This is a genomic window from Bacillus sp. KH172YL63 (assembly GCF_011398925.1).
GTDB lineage: Bacteria > Bacillota > Bacilli > Bacillales > Bacillaceae_B > Rossellomorea.
Window position 1 is genome coordinate 913,667 of record NZ_AP022842.1, and the last position, 25,316, is coordinate 938,982.

The window sequence follows — 25,316 nt, forward strand, 5'->3', positions numbered from 1 at the left end:
GGACGGACCTCCTCATTTTTCACCCAAACTGCGCCATTAAAGGATTTCTTGGCTGAATAAGGGTGGGGAATGAGGTCCGTCCCCAAAACAGGTATTGAAATATTCTGATTATTAGGTATAATCCGTTACAATATACATTTTTTTGAAGGGGAGAGGTTGTATGGGTATGGGTGTGTACGGGAGTGGTGTAGGTCTGGTGGATGATTTGAGGGATGTTGTTGGAAGTGGGGGTGTAACGGTGAATGAGACGGTGTTGGAGCAGCATGGGAGGGATGAGTCGTATCACCGGCCAAGTTCCCCTGATGTGGTGGTGTTTCCGAAGAATGCGGGGGAGGTAAGCCGGATCGTGAAGTTGGCGACGGCCCATCGTACACCGATCATCCCGTTTGGTCTCGGGACGAGCCTTGAAGGACATGTGATTCCGTATGATAAAGGGATCACCATCGATTTCTCCCAGATGAATAAGATTCTTGAAGTCAGGGAGAAGGACTTCCTCGTGAAGGTTCAACCAGGGGTGACCCGCACTCAATTGAATAAAGAATTGAAGAAGTACGGTCTCTTTTTCTCGGTGGATCCGGGGGCAGATGCAACGCTCGGAGGCATGGCTGCCACGAATGCGAGCGGGACGACATCTGTTAAATACGGCGTCATGCGGGATCAGGTAAGGGATCTGGAAGTGGTGCTGCCAAGCGGAGAAGTGATTCATACCGGGAATATGGCCCAGAAATCGTCGTCCGGATATCATCTGAACAGCTTGTTCGTCGGGTCAGAAGGGACATTGGGATGTATTACAGAATTGACCCTCCGAGTGTATGGGATTCCGGAGCATATCGTGGCAGCCCGTGCCTCTTTCCGTCACGTTGATGATGCAGTGGAAGCGGTCGTTTCCATCCTGCAGGCGGGAGTTCCGATCGCCAGGGTGGAACTGGTGGATGAACCTTCCATGGTTCAGGCCAACCTGTTCAGCGACACAGATTATAAAGAAAAGCCGACTCTGTTCCTTGAGTTCCACGGAAATGAAGCGGGATTGAAACAGGATGTTGAATTTACGAAGGACATTGTAGCAGACCATCGTTGTGAAGATATCATCTTTGAAGAAGATACGGCTGCCCGGAACAAACTGTGGGAAGCAAGGCATAACCTCGCTTATGCGTATGTACATGGAAATCCTGGAAGGAAGCTGATGGTGACAGATGTGTGTGTACCGATTTCAGAATTGTCCGGTGCGATCCAGTATGCGAGGAAGAGGCTCGATGAACTCGGGTTGATTGGAGGACTCCTTGGACATGTAGGAGACGGGAATTACCACACCTCCTTAATGATTAACCTTCAAGATGAAGATGAAATGAAGAGAGCCGAAACCTATAACGAAGACATCGTGGAGTACGCCATTGAGAGAAACGGGACTTGTACAGGTGAACACGGAGTTGGGGTCGGAAAGATGAAATATCAGCAGCGGGAACACGGGGCTGCCCTCGGGGTGATGGAGCAGATCAAGCGTGCCATCGATCCCCATGAAATCTTCAATCCCAATAAGCTCATACATAAAAAGAAGGAGGAACAGGCATGAAGCTACTCGAAACAATCAGTGATCTGGCAGGGAAGTATTTCGCTCTATGGGTCATCCTCGTAGCGGGAGTTGCTTATTTGGTACCTGCACCTTTCCTGTCTTTGGGGAGTTATATCACGATCCTCCTAGGTGTCGTGATGTTCGGGATGGGGCTGACGCTGAAGCCGGTAGACTTTCAGCTCATACTGAAAAAACCACTGCCAGTCATCACGGGGGTGACGGCGCAATTCCTTATCATGCCCCTTGGTGCCCTGTTGATTGCCTATCTCCTTCGCTTGCCTGATGAGTTGGCGGCAGGGTTGGTTTTACTCGGATCGGTTCCGGGAGGCACGTCTTCCAATGTGATGGTGTATTTGGCAAGGGGCAATCTTGCCCTGTCTGTTGCGATGACATCCCTGTCTACACTTCTTGCGCCAATCCTGACTCCGCTCATATTGCTTGCCCTGGCAGGACAGTGGCTGCCGGTTGATCCGGTCGCCATGTTCCTTTCGATCGTTCAAGTGATCATCCTTCCGATTACGATTGGATTGGTCCTCAGAAAGCTGTTTCCGGCCACGGTGGAAAAAAGTCTGGGTGTCGTACCGCTCATCTCTGTACTGGCGATCATGATCATCGTATCAGCGGTCGTCTCGGCAAATGTAGAGAACATAGCAGCATCAGGTGCGCTCATCTTCACAGCCGTCATGTTGCATAATCTCTTTGGACTGGGGCTTGGGTATGGAACCGGAAGTCTCATGAAGCTGGATGAAGGGAGCAGGCGGGCGATTTCAATCGAAGTGGGCATGCAGAACTCTGGTCTCGGCGTTGCACTCGCTTCTGCACACTTTGGTCCCCTTGCTGCCCTGCCGAGTGTGATTGCTGCAGTATGGCATAATATTTCCGGACCGATCCTGGCTACGCTTTGGAGCAAGAAGCCTGTGAGAGAGAAAGGGAAAACCGGAAGATCTATCAAATCTGCCGTCAGTACGACGACAGGACAGTAAAACAAAACAAAACAAAATCGATGCCGTCATCCACTGGGCATCGTTTTTGCTTGTGTAGAGTTGGTAAAGAGATGAAGAGTTTTCCTTTAATTGGATCAAAAGTAATAAGGAGAGATGACAATGGTTGAAGTGAAAAAATTGATGAGGTTCACATTCTTCGAAGAAGTTGAGGTACCAGAAGACATACAATCTCTGTTGATTGACGGAGAAAGGGCAGAAGCAGCCTACAAAACCATCAGGGATGTAGCGGTCGTGACGAATAAAAGAATTCTGATCGCAGACCGGCAAGGCATCACAGGTGACAAAACAGAGATCTACACGATCCCTTTCAAATCAATCATCCTCTACTCAAGCGAAAACGGAGGGGCACTCGACATCGACGCCGAACTCGAACTATGGACAAAAGTCGGCAAGCTCAAACTCAGCCTCAACAAAGGAGTCGACATCCGCAAACTCGACCGCCTCATCGCTTCCCATATTTTATAGTTTTTTGAGGGACGGACCTCACTTTTTACAGCTGAAGGCCCGTCCTTAACACATTTCTTATGAAAAACAGAGGTCCGTCCCCTTATTTCTTCAGCAGCAGGTACATGAAGTAGGGGGCGCCGATGAGGGCGATCATGATGCCTGCGGGGATGCCGTCTGGTTCAAGGATGTTGCGGCCGATTGTGTCGGCAAGGAGCAGGAGCCATCCTCCAAGCAGTATTGCGACCGGGATGAACAGTTGATTTCTCGGTCCGACCAGCGCTTTGGCCATATGGGGCGCCATCAATCCGATGAAGGCGATCCCGCCGGTGACGGAAACGGCTGAAGCGGCAAGGGCGACAGCAACTAAAAGCATGATGAAGCGCTCACGGTTGATGGATACCCCTACACCGATTGATACTGGCTCGCTTAGCCCCAACACATTGAGCATCTGCGCCTTATAGAGTGCAAGCGGGATCAGAATCAGTAACCACGGGAGGATGGCCCATATGAATGGCCAGTCGGTTCCCCAGATGTTACCTGCAAGCCATTTGGCGATGAAATCCACTTTCGCCCGTTCAGCACTTGAAATCAGGATGATCATGAGTCCTGAAAGGGCCATCGAGAATCCGACCCCGATCAGCACTAATCGGACCGGCTGGATCCCATTTCGTTTGCTGTAAGAAAATACATAAATCAAGCAGGCGGTTACAAGCGCACCTCCGAATGCGACGAGGGGCAGTGCATACGCAAATGAAGCCGCATCGATCGGGAAAAACAGAAAGAAGACGGCGATGGATACGCCTGCTCCTGCATTGATTCCGATGATTCCAGGGTCAGCGAGATCATTGCGGGTGATGCCCTGCAGGATGGATCCTGAAAGAGAAAGGGCCATGCCGGCAAGGATCGTAATGATGATCCTGGGCAGGCGGATTGAAAACAGGATGAATTCTTCTTTAAATGTGCCTTCCCCTAAAAGGGTGGGAAGGAGCCTGTCATATGATACCGATGAATAACCTAATCCGATGCTGACAAAGGCAGTCGTGATGATCAGGATGAAAAGTGCGATTAAAAGATATCTTTGTTTTTTTATCAATTCTGGATGAATCATGAGAAGCCTTTTCCTCCTTTATGTACGATGAATAGGAAGAACGGTAAGCCAAGCATCGCGACAATCGCGGCGACCGGCGTTTCGTACGGGGCATTGATTGTGCGCCCGAGCGTATCTGCAAGCAGCATGAACGAAGCACCAAGCAATGTCGCGACAGGGAGGATGAAGCGATAGTCGGTTCCGACGATCGCCCGCACGATATGAGGGATCATCAGCCCGATGAACACCATGTTCCCCACCAATGCCACTGCAGCACCTGCGAGCAGGACAATCACCACGAACAGAAGCGTTTTGACAAACGCTGTCCGCTGTCCCAAACCGATGGCGACTTCCTCATTCAGACTCAAGATCGTAAGCTGCCTCGATAAAAATAATGAAACAGCAATGCCGGTCAAGATGATTGGACCGATTACCTGCAGCTGTTGCCAGGTTGTGCCGATCAGCCCGCCTGCGGTCCACATCGAAACATCCTTCGAAAGCTTGAAGAAGAGACCGACCCCTTCGGAAATAGCAAACAAAAAAGCAGATACGGCCGCACCGGCGAGGACGATCCGAAATGGGGAAAAGCCTCCCCTTTTCATCGAGCTGATCCCGAATACCATCAGAGCCCCGACGCCAGAGCCGATGAAGCAGGCAATCATGATTCCGTAGTAGCTCATGGAAGGGATAAAAGCGAGGGCAACGGCCAGAGCGGCGTTTGCACCGGCTGTCAGACCGAGCAGTCCGGGATCGGCAAGGGGATTTCGCGTCATCCCCTGCATGATCGCCCCTGAAACAGCTAACGATGCACCGACCACAACGGCTGCGACCTCACGGGGAAATCGGATTTCGTGCAATATTGTGATGGTACTCCCGGTACCGGACAATGTGAGGGCCTGAAAGACATCCTTCATGGAGGTGTCGGCAGCCCCGTACATAACTGAGATCAGAAAGGACGCAACAAATAGGAGGGACGTACCAATCATTTTATAGATAAAAGGGATTTTTGTGTTGTGGGTTGTCATCATCAATCATCTTTTCTTTGATAGGATAGTAAAAGGGAATTCTCATCGAAAGAATTCCCTTTTTGAAAGTTAGTTGCCTAGAAAGTTCTCTTTGAAGAAGTCCAGCTGATAATCCAGTGTAAGCGGATCGTTGAAGTAGAACTCCATCATATTGACTTCATACACATGGTTGTTTTTCACAGCAGGAATATTCTTGTAGGTGTCTGTGTCCATGAAAGAATTATCTGCATTTGGATCTTTACTTAAGATCAGGTAGTCACCGGCAAACTCAGGCATCACTTCTGTTGAAAGGGCGAAGTATCCTGGTTCCAATGCTTCTTCTTTTACTTTTTCAGGCATCTTCAGGTCCATTTCCTGATAAAGGATCTCTGTGCCGCGCCCCCAGTTGTTACCATAAACATATAATTGCTTGTTGAAGCTTTCAATGACAGATACGGTCGCATCTTCACCGATTTTCGCTTTAATGTCTTCGCCTACTGTTGCTGCACGCTCTTTGAAATCATCCACCCATTTTTGGGCTTCTTTTTCCTTGTTTAACAGTTTTCCAATTTCAATGTGCTGAGTTAAGTAATCTACTTTTCCATAAGTGTACGTAACCGTAGGGGCAATCTCATTCAGTTTATCCACATTTTTAATGTTGGATAGCCCAATGATCAAATCTGGATCAAGCTCGATAATCTTCTCCAGGTTCTCATCCGTCACTTCTTCCACGTCTTTCAGATCTTCTTCCCAGCGTGGGTTCATTTTCGACCAAGTATCGACACCGACAAGGTTTACATCAAGTGCCATGACGTTACCGGCAAATGAAGATAGGACGATGACGCGCTGTGGATCAGCAGGTACTTCCACGTCTCCATTTTCAGATTGGTAGGTGATGGTATCTGATTTGCTTTCCTTTTCTTTTGAATCAGACCCTTCGTCTGATGTAGAGCTGTTGCTGCAGGCGCTAACAAGTAGCACCAATAGCAGAGTAAACGGGATTATCCATTTCTTCATGTTGATTCTCTCCTTTTAGTAGGTTATATGTGATACACATTGGCTTGTTTGTTCGAGGATCTCTTCCGATTTCAGCATCGATTTGAAATACTTTTCTCAGTACCCCATGGGTGATGACATCTTCACAGCTGCCGGATTTAACGATTTCTCCTTCTTTCATGGCGACGATATGATCAGCGAACCGGGCAGCCTGATTTAAATCATGGAGGACCATGACGATCGTCCGCTCCTGTTCACGGTTCAGTTTTTGCAGAAGTTCGAGGACTTCAAGCTGATGGGCCATGTCTAAATATGTAGTCGGTTCATCGAGGAAGATGATGTCGGTTTCCTGTGCAAGGGCCATGGCGATCCAGACACGCTGACGCTGTCCGCCTGATAAGGCATCGACTTCCCTGAATTTGAAATCTGCCGTACCTGTGACTTCGAGGGCCCAATTGATGACGTCGTAATCCTTTTTCGTCAATCTGCCCATCCCTTTTTGGTGTGGGAAGCGTCCATATGAAACCAATTCGCCGACAGTCAACCCGCTTGCACTTTCAGGAGTCTGAGGCAGAATCGCCATTTTCTTGGCTAATTCCTTCGTATCTCCCTTTGAAATAATTTCACCGTCTAATACGACATTGCCGGACTGATGAGAAATGATCCGGGTAATCGCTTTCAGTAAGGTGGATTTTCCGCATCCGTTTGATCCAATGATCGTTGTGATCTTTTTATCGGGGATGTCGACACTCAAATCTTTAACAATCAAGCGTTCGCCATAGCCAATGTTTAAATCTTCCGTATAGAGGCGTACCATAATATGACCTCCGTATTCAGTATAGTAAATGTGGTACCCATTGATAATGATTATCAATCTCGAACAATTTCCATACTATAATCCTTTTTTACTATTGTCAATAAAATTTTTATTGTCACAGAAGTGAAAACAATGTAGGATGTAATTGAGAATGATAATCAATTATAGTTGATTACCGGGGAGTGATAGGAATGGATAAAGAAATATACGACGTAACTGTCATCGGGGGAGGCCCCGCGGGACTTTATTCGGCTTTCTATAGCGGACTTAGAGAAATGAAGACAAAAATCATTGAATTTCAGCCCATGCTCGGCGGGAAAGTCCATGTTTATCCTGAAAAAATGATTTGGGATGTGGGCGGGCTTACGCCAGTGCCAGGGGCAAAACTGATCGAGCAGCTCGTTCAGCAAGGTTTGACGTTCGATCCGACCGTCGTCTTGAATGAAAAGGTGGAATCAATCACCCGAAATGAGGATCGTCTATTTGTATTAGAGGGCTCGTCCGGCGAAATCCATTACTCGAAAACGGTCATCGTCGCGGTGGGCAGTGGAATCATCAATCCACAGAAGCTCGACATAGAAGGAGCAGAACGGTTCGAAGTCTCCAATTTGAATTATACGGTTAAATCATTAAAGAGATTTAAAGATAAGACGGTCATCATTTCCGGCGGGGGGAACTCTGCGATTGATTGGGCAAATGAATTGGAACCGGTCGCCAAGAAGGTTTACATCGCCTATCGCAAGGAAGCCCTGAAAGGCCACGAAGCACAATGCGCCCAGTTAATGAACAGTTCGGCGACGTGTTTACTGAATACATCGATTTCTAAATTAATGGCAGGCGCGGATCATGAAACGATCGAAAAGGTTGAATTGACGAATCACCAGACAAATGAAATCACCTATTTGCCGATTGATGAAGTGATCATCAATCACGGTTATGAAATTGATACATCACTGCTTAAGAACAGTTCGTTAAAAATAGATATGGTCGACCAGCATTACATTGCAGGTTCGACAAACAGTGAATCATCGATCGATGGTCTTTATGCTGCAGGGGATATTTTGAAGCACGAGGGGAAGGTCAACCTGATCGCCGGTGCATTCCAGGATGCGGCCAACGCCGTCAACAAAGCAAAGAAATACATCCAGCCCGATGCCAACGCTGCCGCCATGGTATCCTCCCATAATGAAGTGTTTAAGAAGCGGAATAGAGAATTGGTTAAGGCGATGATGAAATAATATATATAAAGCAGGCAGTTGCTCAACACCAGCCCGTGGAAAGCGAGCATCCTTCGTTGCAATCAGCCACATTTCGCTTGTTTAAAAGGTTTTAAATCCAACAATGTTTACGAAAACATACTTATATAAAGGGAGCATGGGAGTTATGTTAAAGAGCAATGGAATGGATGAAAATGAATTCTGGAAAATAATCGATATGTTTGAGTGGAAACATTCAGGTGATGATGAAAAAGTATTGGCGAAGGCGCTCAACTATTTATCAAAAAAATCGAATGAAGACATTTATACGTTTGACGATATTCTATCCAAGCTGCTCTACGATTTAGATGGGAAAAGATATGCAGAAAATATTGGTGAATGTTCATTTGGTGGAAATGATTTTACAGAGGATGATTTTCTGTACACGAGATGTGTAGTTGTTGCGAACGGTAAAGATTTTTACTATGAAGTGTTTGAAAATCCTGCATCGATGCCAGAAGAGATGGAATTTGAATCTCTTCTTTATATCGCCAGTGAAGCTTTCGAGATGAAGAACGGTGAAGAGTATGAACATGTTTCCCGATTTGATTATGAAACTTACAGCAATAAGAGCAATTGGTAAAATAACTGTAAATGGGATAAAGTCATGAAACAAAGAAAAATCCGAACGACCTGGAGATTCTAACTAGAACCTCGAAGTCGTTCGGATTTTTTACTATTCATTAAGCATGATGCTGTCCTACATTCTCCCGATGATCAGACCCAGCCCGTTTGTTGACCAGGTAGCCGGTCAATAGGATTGCAACAGTGAGTAAGAGCGTGATCGCCGTTGTGACAGGACCGTGTTCCAAGTTGATGAGATTCAGGAATTTCTCATCAGACACGATCATTTCACCTGCTGTATATGCAAGGATCCCGGCTCCGAGATAGGCAATCCAGCGGTAACGTTCCAGCATTTTTACAATCGCTTTCGATCCGAAGATCATGATCGGGATCGAGATGAATACGCCGAGTGCGATCATACCGATATGCCCATGAGCTGCACCGGCTACTGCGACTACGTTATCCAGGCTCATCGCGGCATCTGCAATGACAATCGTAATAATGGCCTGCTTAAGTCCGCTGTGTGATTGGATGTTCGTTTCTTCTTCGCCTTCAACGAGAACTTGATAAGCAATCCACAATAACAGGACGCCCCCGATGAGATGTACATAAGGAATCTGCAGTAAATAAACGATAATGGCTGCGAAGAAAATACGCAGTATGACAGCCCCTGCCGTACCCCAGAAAATCGCTTTGTTTTGGAGATCCTTCGGTAATCTTCTTGTCGCCATGGCAATGACGATCGCGTTATCCCCAGATAGAATGATATCGATGGCTATGATTTTTATAAGTGCGATGATGGCACCGCTTGAAATGGCAAGTCCAAGTGGAAATAAGAAATCCATATTCATTCCTCCTTGCTTCTATTAAACTGTAAATACTAACTAATCTATAGTACCATAAATGCTAGATGAATAAACGATGATCCTTTTGAGCAGGTTTTCCTTATCCTATGAAGGAATTGTGAGAGGATTAAAGAAAGAATAGAGAGAGAGGAGTGGTGGACATGAACGGGCAATATCATATGAAGCATCCGGTTCCGATCTTAAGAATCTTTGATGTGGAAAAAGCGAAGGAATTTTATTTGAATATCCTTGAATACAAACTTGACTGGGAACACAGGTTTGAACCGGCACTGCCTCTTTATATGCAGGTGTCAAAAGGCGACTGCGTGCTGCATCTGTCAGAGCATCACGGCGACTGCAGCCCAGGGGCTGCGATCAGGATCGGGGTGGAAGGGATAGAGGATTTCCATGCCGGGATCACGGCAAAGAATTACCCATACGCCAATCCAGAAATAAAACCGACCCCGTGGCAGACACTTGAGTTCCAGATGACGGATCCGTTTGGAAATAAGCTCATATTCCATGAGGGCCGTTAACGGAAGAATCCCCGACTTGTATGAAAAGTCGGGGATTCTTTTTGTTTTAATATTGAGGGTATGGTGGCGGGTACGGGTATGGATACGGATAAGGATAGGCAGGAACCGGTACCGGATAAGGGCCGGGTGATGCCGCCGCTCCAACTGCCAAGCCGGTCAGGGTCCCAGCGGCAAAACCTGGATAACCCCACCCGTGATTCCAGTTTCCTCCGTGATTCCAACCCGATCCATGGCCCCAGGATGCATGGCCGTGACCGTGCCCATTGCTCCATCCGGCATGCCCTCCGCCGCCATGAACGGGTCTGTACATCTGGAATGGTTGTTTCACTATCAATCTCACCTTTCTCATAAAACGGAGATGGTTTATCATATGTGAACATTTAAAAAGTGGAAGTGAAAACTGGAATCTGAACCAGGCAGGGGGTACCGGTGCTGTACAGAAATGGTTTGATAGACCTCACTGCCGGGTTCGCCGATAAAATCCGGATTTCGCCGTTATAATGAAAAATTCGCCGTTATATTAGAGATTTCGCCGATAAAATAAAAATCAAGCAAAAATCCAGCCGAAATCCAGCCACTCAACAGGCGCACAACTTAAAAGACCGCCCCATTGAAGCTGAATAAGTCCAAACCAACAAGAAATCCTGTTTTCAATGCATGTCATATAAGAAAAAATCGAGATATCTGCGTTTTAAACATCATGCAGGTGGTATAGAGAACGTACGAAGAATAAAGGAGGAATCACACCGTTTTGGCAACCATCGTTACATTGGCAGCAATCATTTTCATCATTGTAAATTTAATTTATTTCTTTAAGGATAAGCATTTTAAATACAGTTATTTCAGTACAACGCTGTTTTATAAACTGTTCTTCGTGCTTTTAAGCATCATGGTCGGTTTTGCCGTCCTCTATTATTTCCTGTCCTTTGATCATCCAATGCTCAGGGTCAGTTCACCGAGCGGTAAACCGGTCGAGCATACCTTTCTCAATTATCTTTATTACAGTGGCGTCACGATCTTATCTGTCGGATATGGGGATTATATCCCGACAGGCCATCTGAGATTCTTTGCCCTGCTGGAAGCTGCCATCGGATTACTGCTTCCGACCGCTTATTTTATGAAGGTATTGGATTCCAAAGGGAAGAATGAATAGAGAAGAGGGGGCGTACAGGGACTGCTGCCCCTTTCTGCTGTTTGGCTACGTACACTTCCCAGTCCCTTCTGCATGATCGTCACAACTTCCTCGTTTTGCAGGTATCTCCAATTGCTTTCCCATTTGATTTTCCCAAAACTTCACTCTTGTCCGTCCTTTTCATTACTGGCACATATGGCTTCCTTGATTGTTTAACGGAAGAATTTTCTATTTCATCATCTTTTTTACTCGCAGGTCATGCTTGATGGTGCTATGATGGGGTGACAATATGACATAGAAAGAAGGCTGCTGTGGTCTTGAAAAAATGGCAAACGTATTTGGTACTGGTGTTCATCATGTTGATTTGGGGTTTCAATGTCCCTGCACTTAAGACGCTCGTAAGCGAATTTACACCGGTGACGATCACTTCACTCCGCATCTTCACGGCAGGGGTCACTGTGTTCATCGTCCTCGGTTTTATGAAGAAAATCAGGAGGCCGACCGCAAGAGAGCTTTCCTTCATTGCAGCGGGAGGATTATTGAATGTTGTGAGTCATCATTACTTCCTATCTGTAGGATTAACCGGGACTTCATCCACAAACGGGGGACTGATCCTTGGTACAGGACCGCTGTTGACGGCATTGATGGCGACGTTCATTCTCCGTAACCGGCCGACCGTCATCAAAGTGCTCGGATTTCTGTCAGGGAGTGTGGGCGTGACGATCATTGTCTTATCAGGTGGGGAAGGGATCGGAGGATTGAAGATGGGGGACTTGTTCATCTTCATTTCGATCTTTTCACAAGCGCTCAGCTTCATCATCATCAGCAAGGCGGCGAAAACGCTGGATCCCCGATTGTTGACCGGCTATATGCTCGTTTTCGGTTCGATCGTCCTCTTCCTGATCAGCCTCGTGACAGAGCCTGGTGGATTAAAGCAGCTTGGGGATGCATCCGTTTCAATCTGGCTATTGTTTTTTGCTTCGGCCATACTTGCAACAGCAGTTGGGCATATGATTTATAATCATTCAATCGGGAAAATCGGCGCGGCCGAAACGTCGATCTTCCTCAATCTCAACACGTTTTTCTCCCTTGTGGGGGCTGCCATCTTCCTCCATGAATCCGTGACGGTTCATCATCTCGTGGGGCTGGTATTCATTGTGCTCGGAGTAGTGTGCGGATCCGGGACACTTGAGGAATTCGTCATCAGAAGAAAACAAAAGAGGTTTTTGGAAGAAAAGCAGAGACATCACATGTAGGTGTCTCTGCTTTTTTGATGATTGCCGGATGGATGTCAACTGACAACCTTTCTATATGAATCTCTCTAAATAGCAGTCCCATATTTTGTTCATCACTTTGGGGGTGTTTTCTAAATATACATTGATTTGTTCCGTATTCGATTCGTATTTATCGGCGTTTCTTTCATCTGTTGGAAAATCCGAGATCCCTTTGATAATGATGCATTTAACATTATTTTTTGCACAAATATAAGCTATGGCCCCCGCTTCCGTATCGGCTATTGTGATGCCGTTTTCTTTCAGCTCCAGATAGTCCTTCCACATCACCACTGCTTTATCGGCGGTACCGATTGTTCCGGTATGAAAATCATTTCCGTACTGTGATAGATCCATATCGACGATGAACGATTGCTTAATAAGAGGCTCAACCTCTTTTACTGTGCAATCATACTGAACGGCTTGATCTGGTATGAAAATGTCTAAAGCACTAAAGTGATCGTCTATTCCTGCACATGTTCCGGCAACGATTACTTTGGTTAAATGAAAGGTAGAAATCATATACTGATTACCACCAACACCATTTACTTTCCTTACACCAGTGCTGTAAAAAACAAGTTCAGCACCATTCATTGTTCTCATGAAATACTCACCATATGGATAACTGAAACGTTCGTCATCTTTTACGGAGAAGTATGTCAATGTTGCTTCGTATTCCCACTTTGTAGCTATGCTGATTCCGATCATCTTCTTATCACCCTAAATCTATCATTTATGATTTTATTGTGTTCGTGCTGATTTAATATATTGAGTATTAGACCTAAATAAATATCGCTCTCTGAATGAGGTGGTATGTGTGTGATGAAACTGTGCAAGTCGGCGGTCTCTTTATTTACTCAGGAGTATGTTCAAAATGAAAGAGGTGATCATTCCTGATAAGGAAAGGACGAAGCAGACATAACTTAAACTGCCTAAAGCCATACCATTCCAAGAACCTACACCTAAACCGGCGAAGAAAAGCAATACTGAAAGAATAAGGCTGACTGAAAAAAACTTAAAGTTGAAGAACGGCTTCACGGCGTCTTTTTTTTGAAGAATTTGAAGTATGAGGGCTGATACAATCCCTAAGACAATCATCCATGTCATCTTCATAAGTAACTTCAATTCCTTTCTAAAACTTTATGTGTTTACATTATATAACATTTTTGTGTTTTATTGAGAAACATAAAAAAATTCCACCCGTCATGACAGCCATACATCCAGATGCTTTTATGATGAAGGGGTTCGTTGGAAAAAAATCATTTCACTGAGAAAAAGGATTCATCGACAAAATGAAGAATAGTATCATAAGTAAATACTACTAGATAAAACACTTATTTTGGTAACTGTTTTTAGGATAAAGTCTTGTTCAAAGGTCATACTAGATGAAAATCGGAGGTGTCTACATTGGAAGGTAAACCATTGCACTTTGACGGGAGTCATACATTCACTTCAGGAGAAGGAAAAGAAACGGCGCCGTTTGAACTGACAGATGAGATGAGAAAAAATATCGGCGGGAATCCGTTCGAAGCATGGCAGGAAGAAGAATAAAGAGGACCATGGAGAATGTTGTCGTTCAGCAGACAGCATTCTTTTTTTATGGATAATTCCTGCATCATTTTCACAAAATACATTCGTGGATAAACTAGTGAAAAGGATGGATGGAAAATGGCACAGGTGCTCTATATCACAGCCCACCCCCATGATGATACCCAGTCATACAGCATGGCGGTGGCAAAAGCTTTCATCAATACATATCAAGAAGTGAATCCGGATGATCAAATCGTCCACCTTGATCTGTACAATGCGCACATTCCCCACATTGATGCGGATGTGTTCAGCGGCTGGGGAAAGCTGCAGTCGGGAAAAGGGTTTGAAGAGCTTACAGGGGAAGAGCAGAAGAAGGTGAATCGTTTGAATGAGTTATCAGATCAGTTCATTTCTGCCGATAAATATGTGTTTGTGACGCCGTTTTGGAATTTCTCGTTCCCGCCGCTCATGAAGGCGTATATCGATTCAGTGGCAGTGGCAGGCAAGTCATTTAAGTATACGGAGCAAGGACCCGTGGGGTTATTGACGGATAAGAAAGCGATCCATATCCAGGCCAGGGGCGGAATTTATTCTGAAGGACCTGCTGCGGGAATGGAAATGGGGCATCGGTATCTGAGCATCATCATGCAGTTTTTCGGAGTGCCTTCTTTTGAAGGGGTATTCGTGGAAGGACATGCGGCCATGCCGGAAAAAGCAGAAGAAATCAAAGAAAATGCGATTGCCAGGGCAAAGGATGCGGCCCAGTCCTTTTAAAAGCCAAAAGCCTGAAGTCATGGACTTCAGGCTTTTTCTTACATAATCGCGGGTTTCTCAATCTCATTTCCTTTTGGTTCCGGAACAAAAGCTAGAATCACAAGACCGATGATAAACAGGATGACGAGACTGAAAACACCGCTGCTGGAATGGCCCGTTACTTGAGCCGTGACGGCCACCAACAAAGGTCCGAGAATGGAAGCGAATTTGCCGAATATGTTGTAAAAGCCGAAGAATTCATTGGCATTTTTCTTCGGAATCAGTTTTGCGAAGTAGGCACGGCTGAGTGCCTGTATCCCCCCTTGGGAAGAAGCGACCAGCATGGCCAGGATCCAGAAGTCCAATGTCGTTTCCAGGAAGTAAGCGTAGATGCATACAATGATATAAATAAAGATTCCTACATACAGCATCTTCTTCCCGGTGAATTTCTCCGAAAGCCTTCCGTATAGAATGGCGAACGGCCCCGCTACGACCTGGGTCGCAAACAGGATGATCAAGAGATTCGTGGAGGATATGCCGAGGTCAGTCCCGTAGGCAGTGGACATCGTAATGATCGTCCCGACTCCGTCAATATAAAAGAAATAAGCGAGTAAAAATAGAAAGAGTGCCCTGTATTTCCTGATTTCTTTCATCGTTTTCCCGAGGCGCTTGAAGCTGTTGACGACAGGATGCTGTTCACGCTGGATGAAATAGCGCTGCTGCACGTTCTTTAGCAGGGGAATGGAGAAAAGCCCCCACCATAGTGCGGTGATGATAAAGGCCACTTTACTTGCGATGGTGACCGAAAAGGGAAGCATGCCGTTTTGTGCAAGGATGATGATGGCGATGCTGATCATGAAGGGGATTGTGCTTCCAATATACCCGAGTCCGAATCCCCTGGATGATATACGGTTCATGCGGTCTTCTGTTGTGACGTCTGTCAAGAAGGCATCGTAGAAGACGTTGGAACCTGCCGAACCGACTGCAGCAACTGTATAAAAGATTAACAGGAGCAGCCAATGATCACTCGGGACGAAAGCAAGGAGGGCGGTAAAGGAAACCCCGAGGGCAAAGAAAAACGTAAAAAATCTTTTCTTATAGCCTTCATAGTCAGCAATCGTCCCCAAAATCGGTCCGATCATGGCAAGGATAAAGGTGGCGATGGCAACCGTATAACCTAAATATGCCGTGGAATCTGACGGGCTGACCCCGGCTTTTGTAGCCGCCGCTTTATAGAAAAGTGGAAAGACGGCGGTGGAAATGATAATGGAATAGGCGGAATTCGCCCAGTCATAAAAGATCCAGCTGTTTTCTTCTTTCGAGAAACGTTTCATCATTTTTCCCCCTCAAGAAACGAAGTCATACGTCCAGTATGTCGTCGATCGTTTTTCCGTCTGTATCCCCTAAGCTGAGACCGAGTAATCGGGCAAAGGTCGGCCCTTCATCGATCAGTCCCATGGAAGGGATGTCAACATGCGGTCGGATCCCTTTGCCTGCTGCCATGAAAATGGTGGCATAGTTCTCCTTTTCAGGGGAATATCCATGGGATCCGTACGTATATCGTTTTTCCTTTACATCCTCCGGGGTGATCCGGTGGATGAACTCGCCTTGTAGCGCATCTTTGAAGTAAAACCCGTGCCGTGCCTCCAGCATGAAAGCACAATGTTCATCGGCACCTTTTCTGCCGGCTTCTTCACCTGTTAAGACGGTTTCAATCCCATTTGAGGGATCTTTTTGCAACATGTCTAAAAGGGAGCGGACTTCTTCCGTCGTTTCCTTGCTCTTTGTATACACATAGGCAGAACCGTCGCAACCTTTACAATACGCTTTCCAATCGGTCACTTTTCCACGGCCGGATACGGTGATCAGGCCATTTTCCTTTAACAGCACATTAAGCTGCACGGCTTTCGATTCATCCAGTGCGCTGTGATCACCGAGGGCGACGATTGTTGAGTTGTCATAAATCCTATTTTCTTTCATGGCTTTTATGATCCTTCCAAGTCGTGCATCGTGACGTCGTAGGGCGGCATGGGCTTCTTCAGACGAAAATCCGTGGTAATGGCGCTGTGTGTCGAGGTCAGTGAAGTGGATAAGAAAGAGATCAGGCTTTTTTTTGATCGTTTCAACCGCCGATTCAAGAACGAAGTCATCAAGCGCAGGCTGATCCAAGCCTTTACGGATATGTCCGAATCGCCGATTCATCTGCCATTGGTACAATGGACTGCCGTTTAAGAGGGATACGAGGATTTGATGTTGCCAAGGGCGGTTTGCAAAGATTTCAGGCATATGAAAATCAATGTCCGCCTTGGCCGTCACAGGCCAGAGCAGGGCGGCAGTCGTCATTCCTGCCTTTTTGGCTTCATCATAGAGGGTCGTGCCCTTTATCGATTTCCGGTGCCAATGCCAATCGGGGGAATCACGTCCCGGCTGCAGCAGGGTGTTATTCACGATCCCGTGGCGGTTCGGGTACTTGCCGGTGACGATGGTGGCGTGACAAGGGTAGGTCACTGAAGGATAGATACTGTCCACCCTTTTACAAAAGGAGCCACGGTCGAGCAGTTCCCTGAAATGGGGAAGCTCCTTTATGATACTGTAGTCGAGCGCGGATAGGCAGTCGAATGAAATGATGATCAAATGGTCTGTCAGACGATTCATATTGTACCCCGGCTTTCTTCGAAGATTGTACTATATACCTATTAATATAACAGACTATTCAGAATAAAAATATCGATTTTCAACGGTGTTCTGTAAAAGCTCGGTAAACCTCTGAAAAAACGAAAAAACAGGGAAAGATTCCTCCTCCCCTGGACCACATTAAATCTTTATTGAATGACCTACCCGGCTCTCCGGACTTACCTCAAGGGAGCCTGAATATTCCACTGTATCAATGACACAATTTTCCCCGATCACTACGTTTTTTCCTCTTACAAGTTTCGCTTTCGTGTACTCAAGAAGTATTTCATCACCTTCAATCAGGTCGCTGAACAAATAATCCTCTTTTTGGAGAAAAAAGTTGACCATCTGCTTGAACAGCCTGTGTGCCCGGTGATGGGTCACGGCAATCGTTTCACCGCCGATTTCTTTGATCGAAGATTCATGATTGATCTCGAGCTGGACTTTATCCGCATTAAGCAGACCGTTGATATGAACAGAACCGGAAGAGGAGAAGTTCTCTACTTCGCAATCCCTTCCGACCTTCAGGGAACCGCTCGTTTTAATAGAACCCCCTTGGATTTTCCCGCCGACTTTACAGGATCCGCTCACTTTGAATTCCTTGAAAATCAGGTCTTTTTCGACCTTGCTTGATCCACTCGTATGCATTTCTTCCACCGTGACCGATCCATTGTATTTGGAACTGCCGCTTGTCGTGATCGTTTCCGCTTTTGTATCCCCCTTGATGGTGGATGAACCGCTCGTTTTGATGTACCCGGCATTCACGTTCCCTGTAAGGGTGCCGGATCCGGAAATCTTCAGCTCATGGCAGTCCACGTCACCTGCAATCGTACCGCTTCCGCTGATCTTTACGGTGTCAAACTGCCCGCCGCCTGATGTGCCTGAGCCACTTATCTTCAAATCGTGCAATTCTTTCTTATCGATTGTCGTCATATCGTTTTTCCTCCAATTCAGGGCATTACATCCCTTTAGTATCCGATAATGTGATTTTCAGTTCTTCCGTCATTTGCTGCAAATCGAATCTCCATGCGACCGTTGCTGACGGGTCAAAGTAAATGTTTGCCTGCAGGGGCAGGAGCAACCAGATAACGGTGCCCTCTTTACGGAGACCCACAAGCTCAAGGGACGATTCTTTCAACGGAGTGAACTGCTCATGAAGAAATTGAAAGAGGGTCCGCTGATCCTCAGGCGGCACGCGTAACTGTTCTGCTTTTTCAATCACCATCATATTTAAAATATCCGGGAATTCAAACGTATCCTGCTGCGGCAGCAGGGGACTGCAAAGTGCAAATGTGTGATCTGTCAGGATGCGATACGAACGAAGTGCACTTTCGTCGATTTCGATCCTGGTCGGATTGGGTGAAAAGAATTCAGAAAGCTCATCAAGGGAGTAACCATCTTTCATTTCCTTGATGGCGTCGATCCTCGATAGCATCTTCTCACGAGGAAAGAACGTTTCCTGTCCCGTGTAGCTCGATTTCTTGATGAACCATTCTTCGGGGATGATGTTTTTCCGTTTCCACCGGTAGAGCTGCCCATATGAAATGCCGGTCAACTCCAGTACTTCCTTCTTGGATATCAAATTTTGATCCAATGAGGGGTCACCTCGTTTCTGTAACAAAACATTGTTACGTTACTTTGGATTCAGTTTAACAGAACAATGTTACGTTCGTAAAGGGGTATTTACATATTTTCTAAAAATAGGCAGAAAACCATTGTTATTTTCATCCAATTGAAGTATAGTACATTACAACAGTAATGCACTATGGAGGTGTTTGTTTGATTCTTGATTCCAATAGCATGAAACCGATCTATATCCAGCTGTCAGAATGGCTGGAAACGGAAATATTGTCAGGGAACTTTCTCCCGGATGATAAAGTGTATTCCCAATATCAGCTTGCAGAGATGTATAACATCAATCCGGCTACAGCCGCCAAAGGATTGACGATTCTTGCAGACGAAGGGGTTTTATACAAAAAGAGGGGGCTGGGCATGTTTGTTTCATCCTCAGCGAGAAGCATCATCCTGAAGAAACGGAAAGATCAAACATTGGTTGCACTTGTAAAGGAAGTTGTCAAAGAAGCGGTTTACCTGAATGTGACAGAAAAAGACCTGATTACGATGATCCATGAAGAAATGAAAGCGGGGGATTCAAAATGAGCGTAGTCGAATGCAGGGGTTTGGTGAAAGCATTTGGCCGTAAACAGGCATTGAAAGACCTGACGTTTTCGTTGGGAGAAAATAAGATTACCGGGTTAATAGGAAGGAACGGGGCAGGCAAAACGACACTGTTAAAAATCATGGCCGGCTTCTTCCGTGAAACGGACGGTGAAATCAGCGTCTTCTCTGAACGGCCGTTCAATAACCTGAAGGTTTCGGCAAACATGATTTATATAGATGATGAGATGAGTTTTTCACCATATTTGAGTTTATCCGAGATTTTGGAAGTAATGGGGTCGTTTTATCAGGATTGGGATATGGATATTGCCATGAGGTTGTTTTCTTATTTCGGTTTTGACCCCGATGCCCATCACAGCTCCATGTCTAAAGGAATGAAAAGTACCTTTAATATGATCGTGGGTCTCGCTGCCCGCTGTCCGCTCACCATTCTTGATGAGCCCACAACCGGCATGGATGCTGCGGTGAGGAAAGACTTTTACCGGGCCCTCCTGAAAGATTATATCGCGTATCCCCGTACCATCATCCTGTCCAGTCATTTGCTGACAGAAATCGAAGACCTTTTGGAGGACGTCCTCCTCATCAAAGAAGGGGAGAAATGCCTGCACCTGCCTTTAGATGAACTGCGGCACTACGCTGTAGGGCTGACCGGGAATACAGAGCGAATGAATCATGCCATCCCAGAAGAGGCGATTCTCTTCAGGAAGAATGTTGGAATGGATTCCACCTATGCCGTTGTAAAGAATGAAGGGGAAAAGTGGATGGAAGGCTTTCATCCCACACCGGTTTCTACTGAGGATGTATGCATGTATTTGACATCACAGTCAAAAGGGGGGATAGACGATGTATTTAGCTGATATGAACTTTTGGGATATTGTCAGAAAACAGTTTCTATATAAAATCAAAGCCTATCGGGGTGTGTACTCCTCGCTCATGGTGATCCAGATCCTGGCCATCCTCTTCTCTTTCCTCGGCACCGGGATGCATGGCGGTGGAGCAGGAACGATTTCATTTGAGGTCCGTACGTATTCAAGCAGTGTCATCATCGGTTTCATGATGATCTGGGCATTCATCATCTCGGTCATCATGACGACCAAAGCGTATCGATACGATGATTTCACCTTTATTACGAATCGGTTGACCGGTCATCTATCAAACATCCTGTTTTTACTGTTTGCAAGTATGATAGGTGGGATCACTACCTTTATGGCAGATTTCCTGGTGAAGGACTTCATGATGATCATGCATTCCTCACAGTATGTTTTTATTGAAGCGGAACCATCATTATTTGGCGTACTCGGAGCTGTATTGTACCTGTTCCTTTTCAGTGCATTCGGATATGCGTGCGGCATGCTCGTCCAGATCAGCAGGCTTTTCCTGATCGTCATCCCACTCTTAATGGTGGGTACATCCATTATCACATCTTTCATCACCGGTGATATGGTCACAGGGGTTGATGTTGCCGGTGTTTTCTTTGATGAGTCATCGTTTATGATTTTTTTCATGAAGGTTGTATTGACTGCTCTACCCCTATTGGCGGTCGTGACGTATTTGTCCAATAAACTGGAGGTGAGACAATGACTGTGATAGGTGCAATATTTCCTCTCCTATTCTGGGTGGTGATCTTGATAGGCTTATACATTTTTAAACCATTTGCGAAATTAAATCAGCTTAAAGGATTTCAGTGGATTTTCGCAGGATATGTAAGCTTCCTCCTGCTTTCGGTCATCCTCTATTACATTTTCCCGTTTGATCATACAAAAGCTGAATTGGAGAAGATAAACTGGAATGAGGACGATCCGGAAGTGTCTTTCATTGATCAAGCCTATGACGATCAAATCGGAGAAAGTCAGGAAGGGGTACTGAAAAAAGAATGGGCATTTCCTCTTAAAGAGAGCGGGATGAACATTTCAATGGAGGGAGAATCATCGGGTAAATTATACGGGGCAATCCTCCTGGCTGAACGGACGGAAAAAGGCTCGCCGATGAAAGTGGAGCATTATGTGACGAGGAGCATCATTGATGGATTTGACGTCACGGAGGCAATGAAGTCCCCGGAAATCAGGATGGAAGGGGAGACCCTCCTGATCCGATACCCTGATCCGGTAGAGTTGAATATCTCACAATATATAAGCAGTTTCACGACCCGTCAATTCAATGGAGAGGAACTGTGGGAAAGTGAGAGTTTAATAGGAAGTGACATAATCTATTTGCGTATTCCGGAAGGCGTTGAAGTCACTGGTCCCGTGGACTTCATTGAAGGAGACCAATGATGGATGCTTTCCACTATGACATGACTGGTTGAAAAAAGTTTATCGTGTAATAAGAAATCCGAATGATGATTCGTCTTTTGTGAAGAGTGAATCAATTCGGATTTTTTGTTTTTATGGAGGAGTTTCCGGCCGACCATCTATCGAATCGCCAACGAGGAACAACTTAAAGTAACATGCCATAAACAAAAAAATCCAAAAAATGTTTACAATTCAATCTCAGGGGTACTAGAAAGGCAGGATGTTTTACATACTAAACATTAATAACCGTAGAGAGGGATGAAAGAATGGCAGACGAACGTCGTACGAAAGTGAATGGCAATAGCAAAGATGAACAGCTGGAGCAATATCGGGTCGAGGATGAAGGAAAGCACCTGACCACGAATCAGGGGCTTAAGGTGTCTGAAGATGAATTCTCCCTGAAAGCCGGTGAACGTGGCCCGACCCTGATGGAAGATTTCCATTTTCGTGAAAAGATGACTCACTTTGACCATGAACGGATTCCTGAACGGATCGTCCATGCACGGGGATTTGCGGCTCATGGTGAATTCGAACTCTATGATTCAATGAAAGAATATACAAGGGCGAAATTTCTTCAGGATACGTCGAAGAAAACACCTGTGTTTGTCCGCTTTTCAACAGTGGCTGGATCCAAGGGTTCTGCTGAAACTGTTCGGGATGCCCGCGGATTCGCTACGAAGTTTTACACAGAAGAAGGGAATTATGACCTTGTAGGGAACAATATTCCGGTCTTCTTCATCCAGGATGCGATCAAGTTCCCGGACCTGATCCATGCTGTCAAACCTGAACCGCATAATGAAATGCCGCAGGCGGCTTCTGCACATGATACTTTCTGGGATTTCGTTGCAAACAACCAGGAGTCTGCACATATGGTGATGTGGGCCATGTCAGACCGTGCCATCCCACGGAGCTTCAGGATGATGGAAGGCTTCGGTGTTCACACATTCCGACTGGTGAACGAGGAAGGAAAGGCCCACTTTGTGAAATTCCATTGGAAGCCTGTACTGGGTACCCATTCACTTGTCTGGGATGAAGCACAGAAAATCAACGGTAAAGATCCTGACTTCCACCGCCGTGATCTGTATGAATCCATTGAAAACGGAGACTACCCTGAATATGAGCTTGGTATCCAACTGATCAAGGAAGAAGACGAGTTCAATTTTGATTTTGACGTCCTCGATCCAACCAAGCTGTGGCCGGAAGAAGAGGTACCGGTCAAGATCGTAGGAAAAATGACATTGAATCGTAATGTGGACAATGTGTTCGCTGAAACGGAGCAAGCGGCCTTCCATCCTGGATCTGTCGTACCAGGAATCGATTTTTCCAATGATCCGTTATTACAAGGAAGACTATTTTCTTATACCGATACCCAGTTGATCCGTCTTGGCGGACCGAACTTCCATGAACTCCCGATTAACCGTCCTGTGTGTCCATTCCATAACAATCAGCGTGATGGATATGGCCGTCATACGATTAATAAAGGCCAGGTAAGCTATCATAAAAACTCACTTGCCCACAATACACCTGCCCCAGCTTCCAAGGAAGAGGGAGGATACACCCACTATCAAGAAAAGATGGAAGGAAGGAAAGTACGGGCAAGAAGTGAAAGCTTCAAAGACCATTTCTCTCAAGCCACCCTTTTCTGGAACAGCATGAGCGAGCCGGAGAAAGAGCATATTATCCAAGCTTTCAGTTTTGAACTCGGGAAGGTAATGAGCAAATCGGTTCAAAAACAAGTGGTTGATATGTTCGCAAACGTCAGCATGGATCTGGCTAAAGGATTTGCAGAAGCAATCAACGTAGAAGTTCCGAATGGAGAAGATTCTAAAGTAACGAAATCTTCTCCCGCGTTAAGCCAGGAAAACACAGTCAAGAAGCCCGATACCCGTAAAGTAGGTGTCATCGTTGCTGACGGCTTCAACGGAGAAGAAGTGACGAAGGTCCTTTCCCTTCTGAAAGAGGAAGGTGCGCAGCCTGAAATCATCAGTAACAAGCTGGGAATGAGAAAAGGAAAGGACGGCTCGGAACTCGAAGTCGACCACACCTTCTTGACAGGAGAGTCGGTACTATTTGACAGCCTGTATGTTGTCGGCGGGGAGGATGTTGATAAAAAGTTCTCTCAAGACACTTCATACTTCGTGAAGGAAGCTTATTCACACTTTAAACCGATCGGCGCGACTCATGAAGGGATCAAATGGTTAGAAGAAGCTTCTATCAGCGGTCCTGGTGTCGTAACCGGAGATGACATGCATTCATTTGCGAAAGCATTCGCAGCTGCCATTGCAGAGCATCGCCATTGGAATCGGGAAATCGTATAAAACCTATATTGAATAGAAGAAATGCTAGGCCTGTCCAGACAGGTCTAGTATTTTTTTTGTAAGAGCCTTTTTTTACGAGGAATAGACGTTTCTATCAGACGAAACTATCAATTCATACATATGATAACGATGTAAAGTACTTTACGAGTACTGTATAAGTGAGGTGATATTAGATGAATAAATGTCATTCTCAAGACAAATTTGATTTTTTCAGTTTGTTATTGGTTCTATTGCTGTTAGTTTTTCTGATCTTTTTAGCACTAGGAAAATTTTTAGCTGCCATCTTCATTGCGATCGTGCTACTAATTTTATTAATCGTTTACGCGATTATGTAACAAATCATTAAAATGAAAGTCCTTGGAAACGTTTAGGCCTACCGTTTTCAGGGAGAATGAATGAGATTTTTTTACTAGGAATGGGGGGAAAACAATGAGTGAAAAAAATAATCCACTTGAAGGTATCATGGATTTAATCAAACAGTATACTGGTGAAGATTTAAGTAAATTTGAAGCTGCTAAAGATCAGTTAAGCTCCTTATTGGACACTGGTGTTCTTAAAGATTTTTTTGAGTCAGAAGGAAAAGGACTGGATAATCTTGATCAATTGGCGAACATGATGAATGTTCTTCCGATGGTTGAGAGAGTGGTGGGGCAACGGATGGATCGCAAACAACAAGGTTGCCACAAAAAAGACAAGCATGAACAAAAGGGTATCGAAAAATTATTGAAAGAGATCTTAGACGAACTAAAGCATATTAAAAAATGTACTTGCCACAAAAAACACCGTTGCCATAAAGAACACTGGGAGCACTGGTATTAAAAAAGGAAAGCTGGGATAACCCCGGCTTTTTTTGTGTTTATTATTTATATAAACTGTGAAATCCAAAGGCTATTATCCCAAACTCTTAGGAAAAATAACCAACATTTACCTTAATCATATAAGTTGAAAGTCAAAGAAGGTCAAAGTATACTGAGATTGTAAGGTCAAAGATAGTCAAAGTGTACTGCAAGAGACCTTACTAAAAAAACGAATAAATAAATGAAA

At 45.4% G+C, this 25,316-nt stretch carries 27 protein-coding genes; 16 read left to right on the forward strand and 11 right to left on the reverse strand.

Annotated features, from left to right (window positions below):
* Nucleotides 1–166 precede the first annotated feature (166 nt).
* The 3 genes from KH172YL63_RS04475 (at nucleotide 167) to KH172YL63_RS04485 (ending at nucleotide 3,039) form a co-directional block, all read left to right on the forward strand.
* Nucleotides 167–1,570 carry an FAD-binding oxidoreductase gene (locus KH172YL63_RS04475; protein WP_173108055.1) on the forward strand — a complete coding sequence of 468 codons (1,404 nt, stop codon included), beginning with the start codon at nucleotides 167–169 and terminating at the stop codon, nucleotides 1,568–1,570.
* Entirely contained in the window at nucleotides 1,567–2,553 is a 987-nt protein-coding gene (locus KH172YL63_RS04480) for a bile acid:sodium symporter family protein (protein WP_173104990.1), read from the forward strand. Before KH172YL63_RS04475 ends, KH172YL63_RS04480 begins: the two co-directional genes overlap by 4 nt.
* A gap of 120 nt (nucleotides 2,554–2,673) precedes the next feature.
* Complete coding sequence (locus KH172YL63_RS04485; RefSeq protein WP_173104991.1) at nucleotides 2,674–3,039, forward strand: PH domain-containing protein; 366 nt, start codon at nucleotides 2,674–2,676, stop codon at nucleotides 3,037–3,039.
* A gap of 82 nt (nucleotides 3,040–3,121) precedes the next feature.
* On the opposite strand, the gene KH172YL63_RS04490 is transcribed toward KH172YL63_RS04485, so the two are convergent.
* The 4 genes from KH172YL63_RS04490 to KH172YL63_RS04505 all read right to left on the reverse strand — a co-directional run bounded on the left by KH172YL63_RS04490 (nucleotide 3,122) and on the right by KH172YL63_RS04505 (nucleotide 6,925).
* Nucleotides 3,122–4,129 (reverse strand): FecCD family ABC transporter permease, encoded by a 1,008-nt coding sequence (locus KH172YL63_RS04490; protein ID WP_173104992.1) that lies wholly within the window; start codon nucleotides 4,127–4,129, stop codon nucleotides 3,122–3,124.
* Nucleotides 4,126–5,136 (reverse strand): FecCD family ABC transporter permease, encoded by a 1,011-nt coding sequence (locus KH172YL63_RS04495; protein ID WP_173104993.1) that lies wholly within the window; start codon nucleotides 5,134–5,136, stop codon nucleotides 4,126–4,128. Before KH172YL63_RS04495 ends, KH172YL63_RS04490 begins: the two co-directional genes overlap by 4 nt.
* A 66-nt stretch (nucleotides 5,137–5,202) precedes the next feature.
* Nucleotides 5,203–6,129 carry an iron-hydroxamate ABC transporter substrate-binding protein gene (locus tag KH172YL63_RS04500; protein ID WP_173104994.1) on the reverse strand — a complete coding sequence of 309 codons (927 nt, stop codon included), beginning with the start codon at nucleotides 6,127–6,129 and terminating at the stop codon, nucleotides 5,203–5,205.
* Complete coding sequence (locus KH172YL63_RS04505; RefSeq protein WP_173104995.1) at nucleotides 6,080–6,925, reverse strand: ABC transporter ATP-binding protein; 846 nt, start codon at nucleotides 6,923–6,925, stop codon at nucleotides 6,080–6,082. Before KH172YL63_RS04505 ends, KH172YL63_RS04500 begins: the two co-directional genes overlap by 50 nt.
* A 191-nt stretch (nucleotides 6,926–7,116) precedes the next feature.
* Here KH172YL63_RS04505 and KH172YL63_RS04510 point away from each other — a divergent pair, with 191 nt between their 5' ends.
* Both KH172YL63_RS04510 and KH172YL63_RS04515 read left to right on the forward strand, forming a co-directional pair.
* Entirely contained in the window at nucleotides 7,117–8,163 is a 1,047-nt protein-coding gene (locus KH172YL63_RS04510) for an NAD(P)/FAD-dependent oxidoreductase (protein ID WP_173104996.1), read from the forward strand.
* Nucleotides 8,164–8,308: 145 nt separating this feature from the next.
* Nucleotides 8,309–8,764, forward strand: a complete 456-nt coding sequence (locus KH172YL63_RS04515) for a DUF4240 domain-containing protein (RefSeq protein WP_232066123.1) — start codon at nucleotides 8,309–8,311, stop codon at nucleotides 8,762–8,764.
* 100 nt (nucleotides 8,765–8,864) lie between these two features.
* Here KH172YL63_RS04515 and KH172YL63_RS04520 read toward each other — a convergent pair whose 3' ends face one another.
* A complete protein-coding gene (locus KH172YL63_RS04520; protein ID WP_173104997.1) occupies nucleotides 8,865–9,590 on the reverse strand; it encodes a TerC family protein in 726 nt (241 codons plus the stop codon).
* 161 nt (nucleotides 9,591–9,751) lie between these two features.
* Between KH172YL63_RS04520 and KH172YL63_RS04525 the strand changes: the two genes are divergently transcribed.
* Nucleotides 9,752–10,126 carry a glyoxalase superfamily protein gene (locus KH172YL63_RS04525; RefSeq protein WP_232066124.1) on the forward strand — a complete coding sequence of 125 codons (375 nt, stop codon included), beginning with the start codon at nucleotides 9,752–9,754 and terminating at the stop codon, nucleotides 10,124–10,126.
* A gap of 46 nt (nucleotides 10,127–10,172) precedes the next feature.
* Here the strand turns inward: KH172YL63_RS04525 and KH172YL63_RS04530 are convergent, their stop codons facing one another.
* Entirely contained in the window at nucleotides 10,173–10,454 is a 282-nt protein-coding gene (locus tag KH172YL63_RS04530; protein WP_197747087.1) for a hypothetical protein, read from the reverse strand.
* A gap of 423 nt (nucleotides 10,455–10,877) precedes the next feature.
* Between KH172YL63_RS04530 and KH172YL63_RS04535 the strand changes: the two genes are divergently transcribed.
* Both KH172YL63_RS04535 and KH172YL63_RS04540 read left to right on the forward strand, forming a co-directional pair.
* A complete protein-coding gene (locus tag KH172YL63_RS04535) occupies nucleotides 10,878–11,279 on the forward strand; it encodes a potassium channel family protein (protein ID WP_173104998.1) in 402 nt (133 codons plus the stop codon).
* A 290-nt stretch (nucleotides 11,280–11,569) separates the two neighbouring features.
* Entirely contained in the window at nucleotides 11,570–12,514 is a 945-nt protein-coding gene (locus KH172YL63_RS04540) for a DMT family transporter (RefSeq protein ID WP_332066922.1), read from the forward strand.
* 51 nt (nucleotides 12,515–12,565) lie between these two features.
* Here the strand turns inward: KH172YL63_RS04540 and KH172YL63_RS04545 are convergent, their stop codons facing one another.
* Nucleotides 12,566–13,237, reverse strand: a complete 672-nt coding sequence (locus tag KH172YL63_RS04545; protein ID WP_173105000.1) for a 5'-methylthioadenosine/S-adenosylhomocysteine nucleosidase family protein — start codon at nucleotides 13,235–13,237, stop codon at nucleotides 12,566–12,568.
* A gap of 699 nt (nucleotides 13,238–13,936) precedes the next feature.
* Here KH172YL63_RS04545 and KH172YL63_RS04550 point away from each other — a divergent pair.
* A complete protein-coding gene (locus KH172YL63_RS04550) occupies nucleotides 13,937–14,080 on the forward strand; it encodes a hypothetical protein (RefSeq protein WP_173105001.1) in 144 nt (47 codons plus the stop codon).
* A gap of 117 nt (nucleotides 14,081–14,197) precedes the next feature.
* Entirely contained in the window at nucleotides 14,198–14,833 is a 636-nt protein-coding gene (locus KH172YL63_RS04555; protein ID WP_173105002.1) for an FMN-dependent NADH-azoreductase, read from the forward strand.
* A gap of 38 nt (nucleotides 14,834–14,871) precedes the next feature.
* On the opposite strand, the gene KH172YL63_RS04560 is transcribed toward KH172YL63_RS04555, so the two are convergent.
* The 4 genes from KH172YL63_RS04560 to KH172YL63_RS04575 form a co-directional block, all read right to left on the reverse strand.
* Nucleotides 14,872–16,149, reverse strand: a complete 1,278-nt coding sequence (locus tag KH172YL63_RS04560; RefSeq protein WP_173105003.1) for an MFS transporter — start codon at nucleotides 16,147–16,149, stop codon at nucleotides 14,872–14,874.
* Nucleotides 16,150–16,171: 22 nt separating this feature from the next.
* Nucleotides 16,172–17,467, reverse strand: a complete 1,296-nt coding sequence (locus KH172YL63_RS04565) for an alkaline phosphatase family protein (RefSeq protein WP_173105004.1) — start codon at nucleotides 17,465–17,467, stop codon at nucleotides 16,172–16,174.
* 159 nt (nucleotides 17,468–17,626) lie between these two features.
* Nucleotides 17,627–18,418, reverse strand: coding sequence for a polymer-forming cytoskeletal protein (locus tag KH172YL63_RS04570; RefSeq protein WP_173105005.1), 792 nt, complete (start codon nucleotides 18,416–18,418; stop codon nucleotides 17,627–17,629).
* A gap of 25 nt (nucleotides 18,419–18,443) precedes the next feature.
* Nucleotides 18,444–19,079 (reverse strand): DUF4004 family protein, encoded by a 636-nt coding sequence (locus KH172YL63_RS04575; RefSeq protein ID WP_173105006.1) that lies wholly within the window; start codon nucleotides 19,077–19,079, stop codon nucleotides 18,444–18,446.
* A 185-nt stretch (nucleotides 19,080–19,264) separates the two neighbouring features.
* Here KH172YL63_RS04575 and KH172YL63_RS04580 point away from each other — a divergent pair, with 185 nt between their 5' ends.
* The 6 genes from KH172YL63_RS04580 (at nucleotide 19,265) to KH172YL63_RS04605 (ending at nucleotide 25,091) form a co-directional block, all read left to right on the forward strand.
* On the forward strand, nucleotides 19,265–19,645 hold the full coding sequence (locus KH172YL63_RS04580) for a GntR family transcriptional regulator (RefSeq protein WP_173105007.1): 381 nt from the start codon (nucleotides 19,265–19,267) through the stop codon (nucleotides 19,643–19,645).
* The gene (locus tag KH172YL63_RS04585) at nucleotides 19,642–20,520 is read left to right on the forward strand and encodes an ABC transporter ATP-binding protein (RefSeq protein WP_173105008.1); all 879 of its coding nucleotides are present in this window, start codon (nucleotides 19,642–19,644) and stop codon (nucleotides 20,518–20,520) included. The genes KH172YL63_RS04580 and KH172YL63_RS04585 overlap by 4 nt, the downstream gene beginning before the upstream one ends.
* Nucleotides 20,507–21,244: a hypothetical protein gene (locus KH172YL63_RS04590; RefSeq protein WP_173105009.1), complete on the forward strand. Its 738-nt coding sequence runs from the start codon at nucleotides 20,507–20,509 to the stop codon at nucleotides 21,242–21,244. Before KH172YL63_RS04585 ends, KH172YL63_RS04590 begins: the two co-directional genes overlap by 14 nt.
* Nucleotides 21,241–21,936: a hypothetical protein gene (locus KH172YL63_RS04595; RefSeq protein WP_173105010.1), complete on the forward strand. Its 696-nt coding sequence runs from the start codon at nucleotides 21,241–21,243 to the stop codon at nucleotides 21,934–21,936. Before KH172YL63_RS04590 ends, KH172YL63_RS04595 begins: the two co-directional genes overlap by 4 nt.
* 284 nt (nucleotides 21,937–22,220) lie before the next feature.
* Nucleotides 22,221–24,272: a catalase gene (locus KH172YL63_RS04600; protein ID WP_173105011.1), complete on the forward strand. Its 2,052-nt coding sequence runs from the start codon at nucleotides 22,221–22,223 to the stop codon at nucleotides 24,270–24,272.
* Nucleotides 24,273–24,701: 429 nt separating this feature from the next.
* Nucleotides 24,702–25,091 carry a hypothetical protein gene (locus KH172YL63_RS04605; RefSeq protein WP_173105012.1) on the forward strand — a complete coding sequence of 130 codons (390 nt, stop codon included), beginning with the start codon at nucleotides 24,702–24,704 and terminating at the stop codon, nucleotides 25,089–25,091.
* Nucleotides 25,092–25,316 lie beyond the last annotated feature (225 nt).

Excerpts from the sequence above, each read along its gene's own strand:
- KH172YL63_RS04475 (WP_173108055.1), top strand. The coding sequence starts at position 167 with ATGGGTGTGTACGGGAGTGGTGTAGGTCTGGTGGATGATTTGAGGGAT.
- KH172YL63_RS04480 (WP_173104990.1), top strand. The coding sequence starts at position 1,567 with ATGAAGCTACTCGAAACAATCAGTGATCTGGCAGGGAAGTATTTCGCT.
- KH172YL63_RS04485 (WP_173104991.1), top strand. The coding sequence starts at position 2,674 with ATGGTTGAAGTGAAAAAATTGATGAGGTTCACATTCTTCGAAGAAGTT.
- KH172YL63_RS04490 (WP_173104992.1), bottom strand. The coding sequence starts at position 4,129 with ATGATTCATCCAGAATTGATAAAAAAACAAAGATATCTTTTAATCGCA.
- KH172YL63_RS04495 (WP_173104993.1), bottom strand. The coding sequence starts at position 5,136 with ATGATGACAACCCACAACACAAAAATCCCTTTTATCTATAAAATGATT.
- KH172YL63_RS04500 (WP_173104994.1), bottom strand. The coding sequence starts at position 6,129 with ATGAAGAAATGGATAATCCCGTTTACTCTGCTATTGGTGCTACTTGTT.
- KH172YL63_RS04505 (WP_173104995.1), bottom strand. The coding sequence starts at position 6,925 with ATGGTACGCCTCTATACGGAAGATTTAAACATTGGCTATGGCGAACGC.
- KH172YL63_RS04510 (WP_173104996.1), top strand. The coding sequence starts at position 7,117 with ATGGATAAAGAAATATACGACGTAACTGTCATCGGGGGAGGCCCCGCG.
- KH172YL63_RS04515 (WP_232066123.1), top strand. The coding sequence starts at position 8,309 with ATGTTAAAGAGCAATGGAATGGATGAAAATGAATTCTGGAAAATAATC.
- KH172YL63_RS04520 (WP_173104997.1), bottom strand. The coding sequence starts at position 9,590 with ATGGATTTCTTATTTCCACTTGGACTTGCCATTTCAAGCGGTGCCATC.
- KH172YL63_RS04525 (WP_232066124.1), top strand. The coding sequence starts at position 9,752 with ATGAACGGGCAATATCATATGAAGCATCCGGTTCCGATCTTAAGAATC.
- KH172YL63_RS04545 (WP_173105000.1), bottom strand. The coding sequence starts at position 13,237 with ATGATCGGAATCAGCATAGCTACAAAGTGGGAATACGAAGCAACATTG.
- KH172YL63_RS04555 (WP_173105002.1), top strand. The coding sequence starts at position 14,198 with ATGGCACAGGTGCTCTATATCACAGCCCACCCCCATGATGATACCCAG.
- KH172YL63_RS04560 (WP_173105003.1), bottom strand. The coding sequence starts at position 16,149 with ATGATGAAACGTTTCTCGAAAGAAGAAAACAGCTGGATCTTTTATGAC.
- KH172YL63_RS04565 (WP_173105004.1), bottom strand. The coding sequence starts at position 17,467 with ATGAATCGTCTGACAGACCATTTGATCATCATTTCATTCGACTGCCTA.
- KH172YL63_RS04570 (WP_173105005.1), bottom strand. The coding sequence starts at position 18,418 with ATGACGACAATCGATAAGAAAGAATTGCACGATTTGAAGATAAGTGGC.
- KH172YL63_RS04585 (WP_173105008.1), top strand. The coding sequence starts at position 19,642 with ATGAGCGTAGTCGAATGCAGGGGTTTGGTGAAAGCATTTGGCCGTAAA.
- KH172YL63_RS04590 (WP_173105009.1), top strand. The coding sequence starts at position 20,507 with ATGTATTTAGCTGATATGAACTTTTGGGATATTGTCAGAAAACAGTTT.
- KH172YL63_RS04595 (WP_173105010.1), top strand. The coding sequence starts at position 21,241 with ATGACTGTGATAGGTGCAATATTTCCTCTCCTATTCTGGGTGGTGATC.
- KH172YL63_RS04600 (WP_173105011.1), top strand. The coding sequence starts at position 22,221 with ATGGCAGACGAACGTCGTACGAAAGTGAATGGCAATAGCAAAGATGAA.
- KH172YL63_RS04605 (WP_173105012.1), top strand. The coding sequence starts at position 24,702 with ATGAGTGAAAAAAATAATCCACTTGAAGGTATCATGGATTTAATCAAA.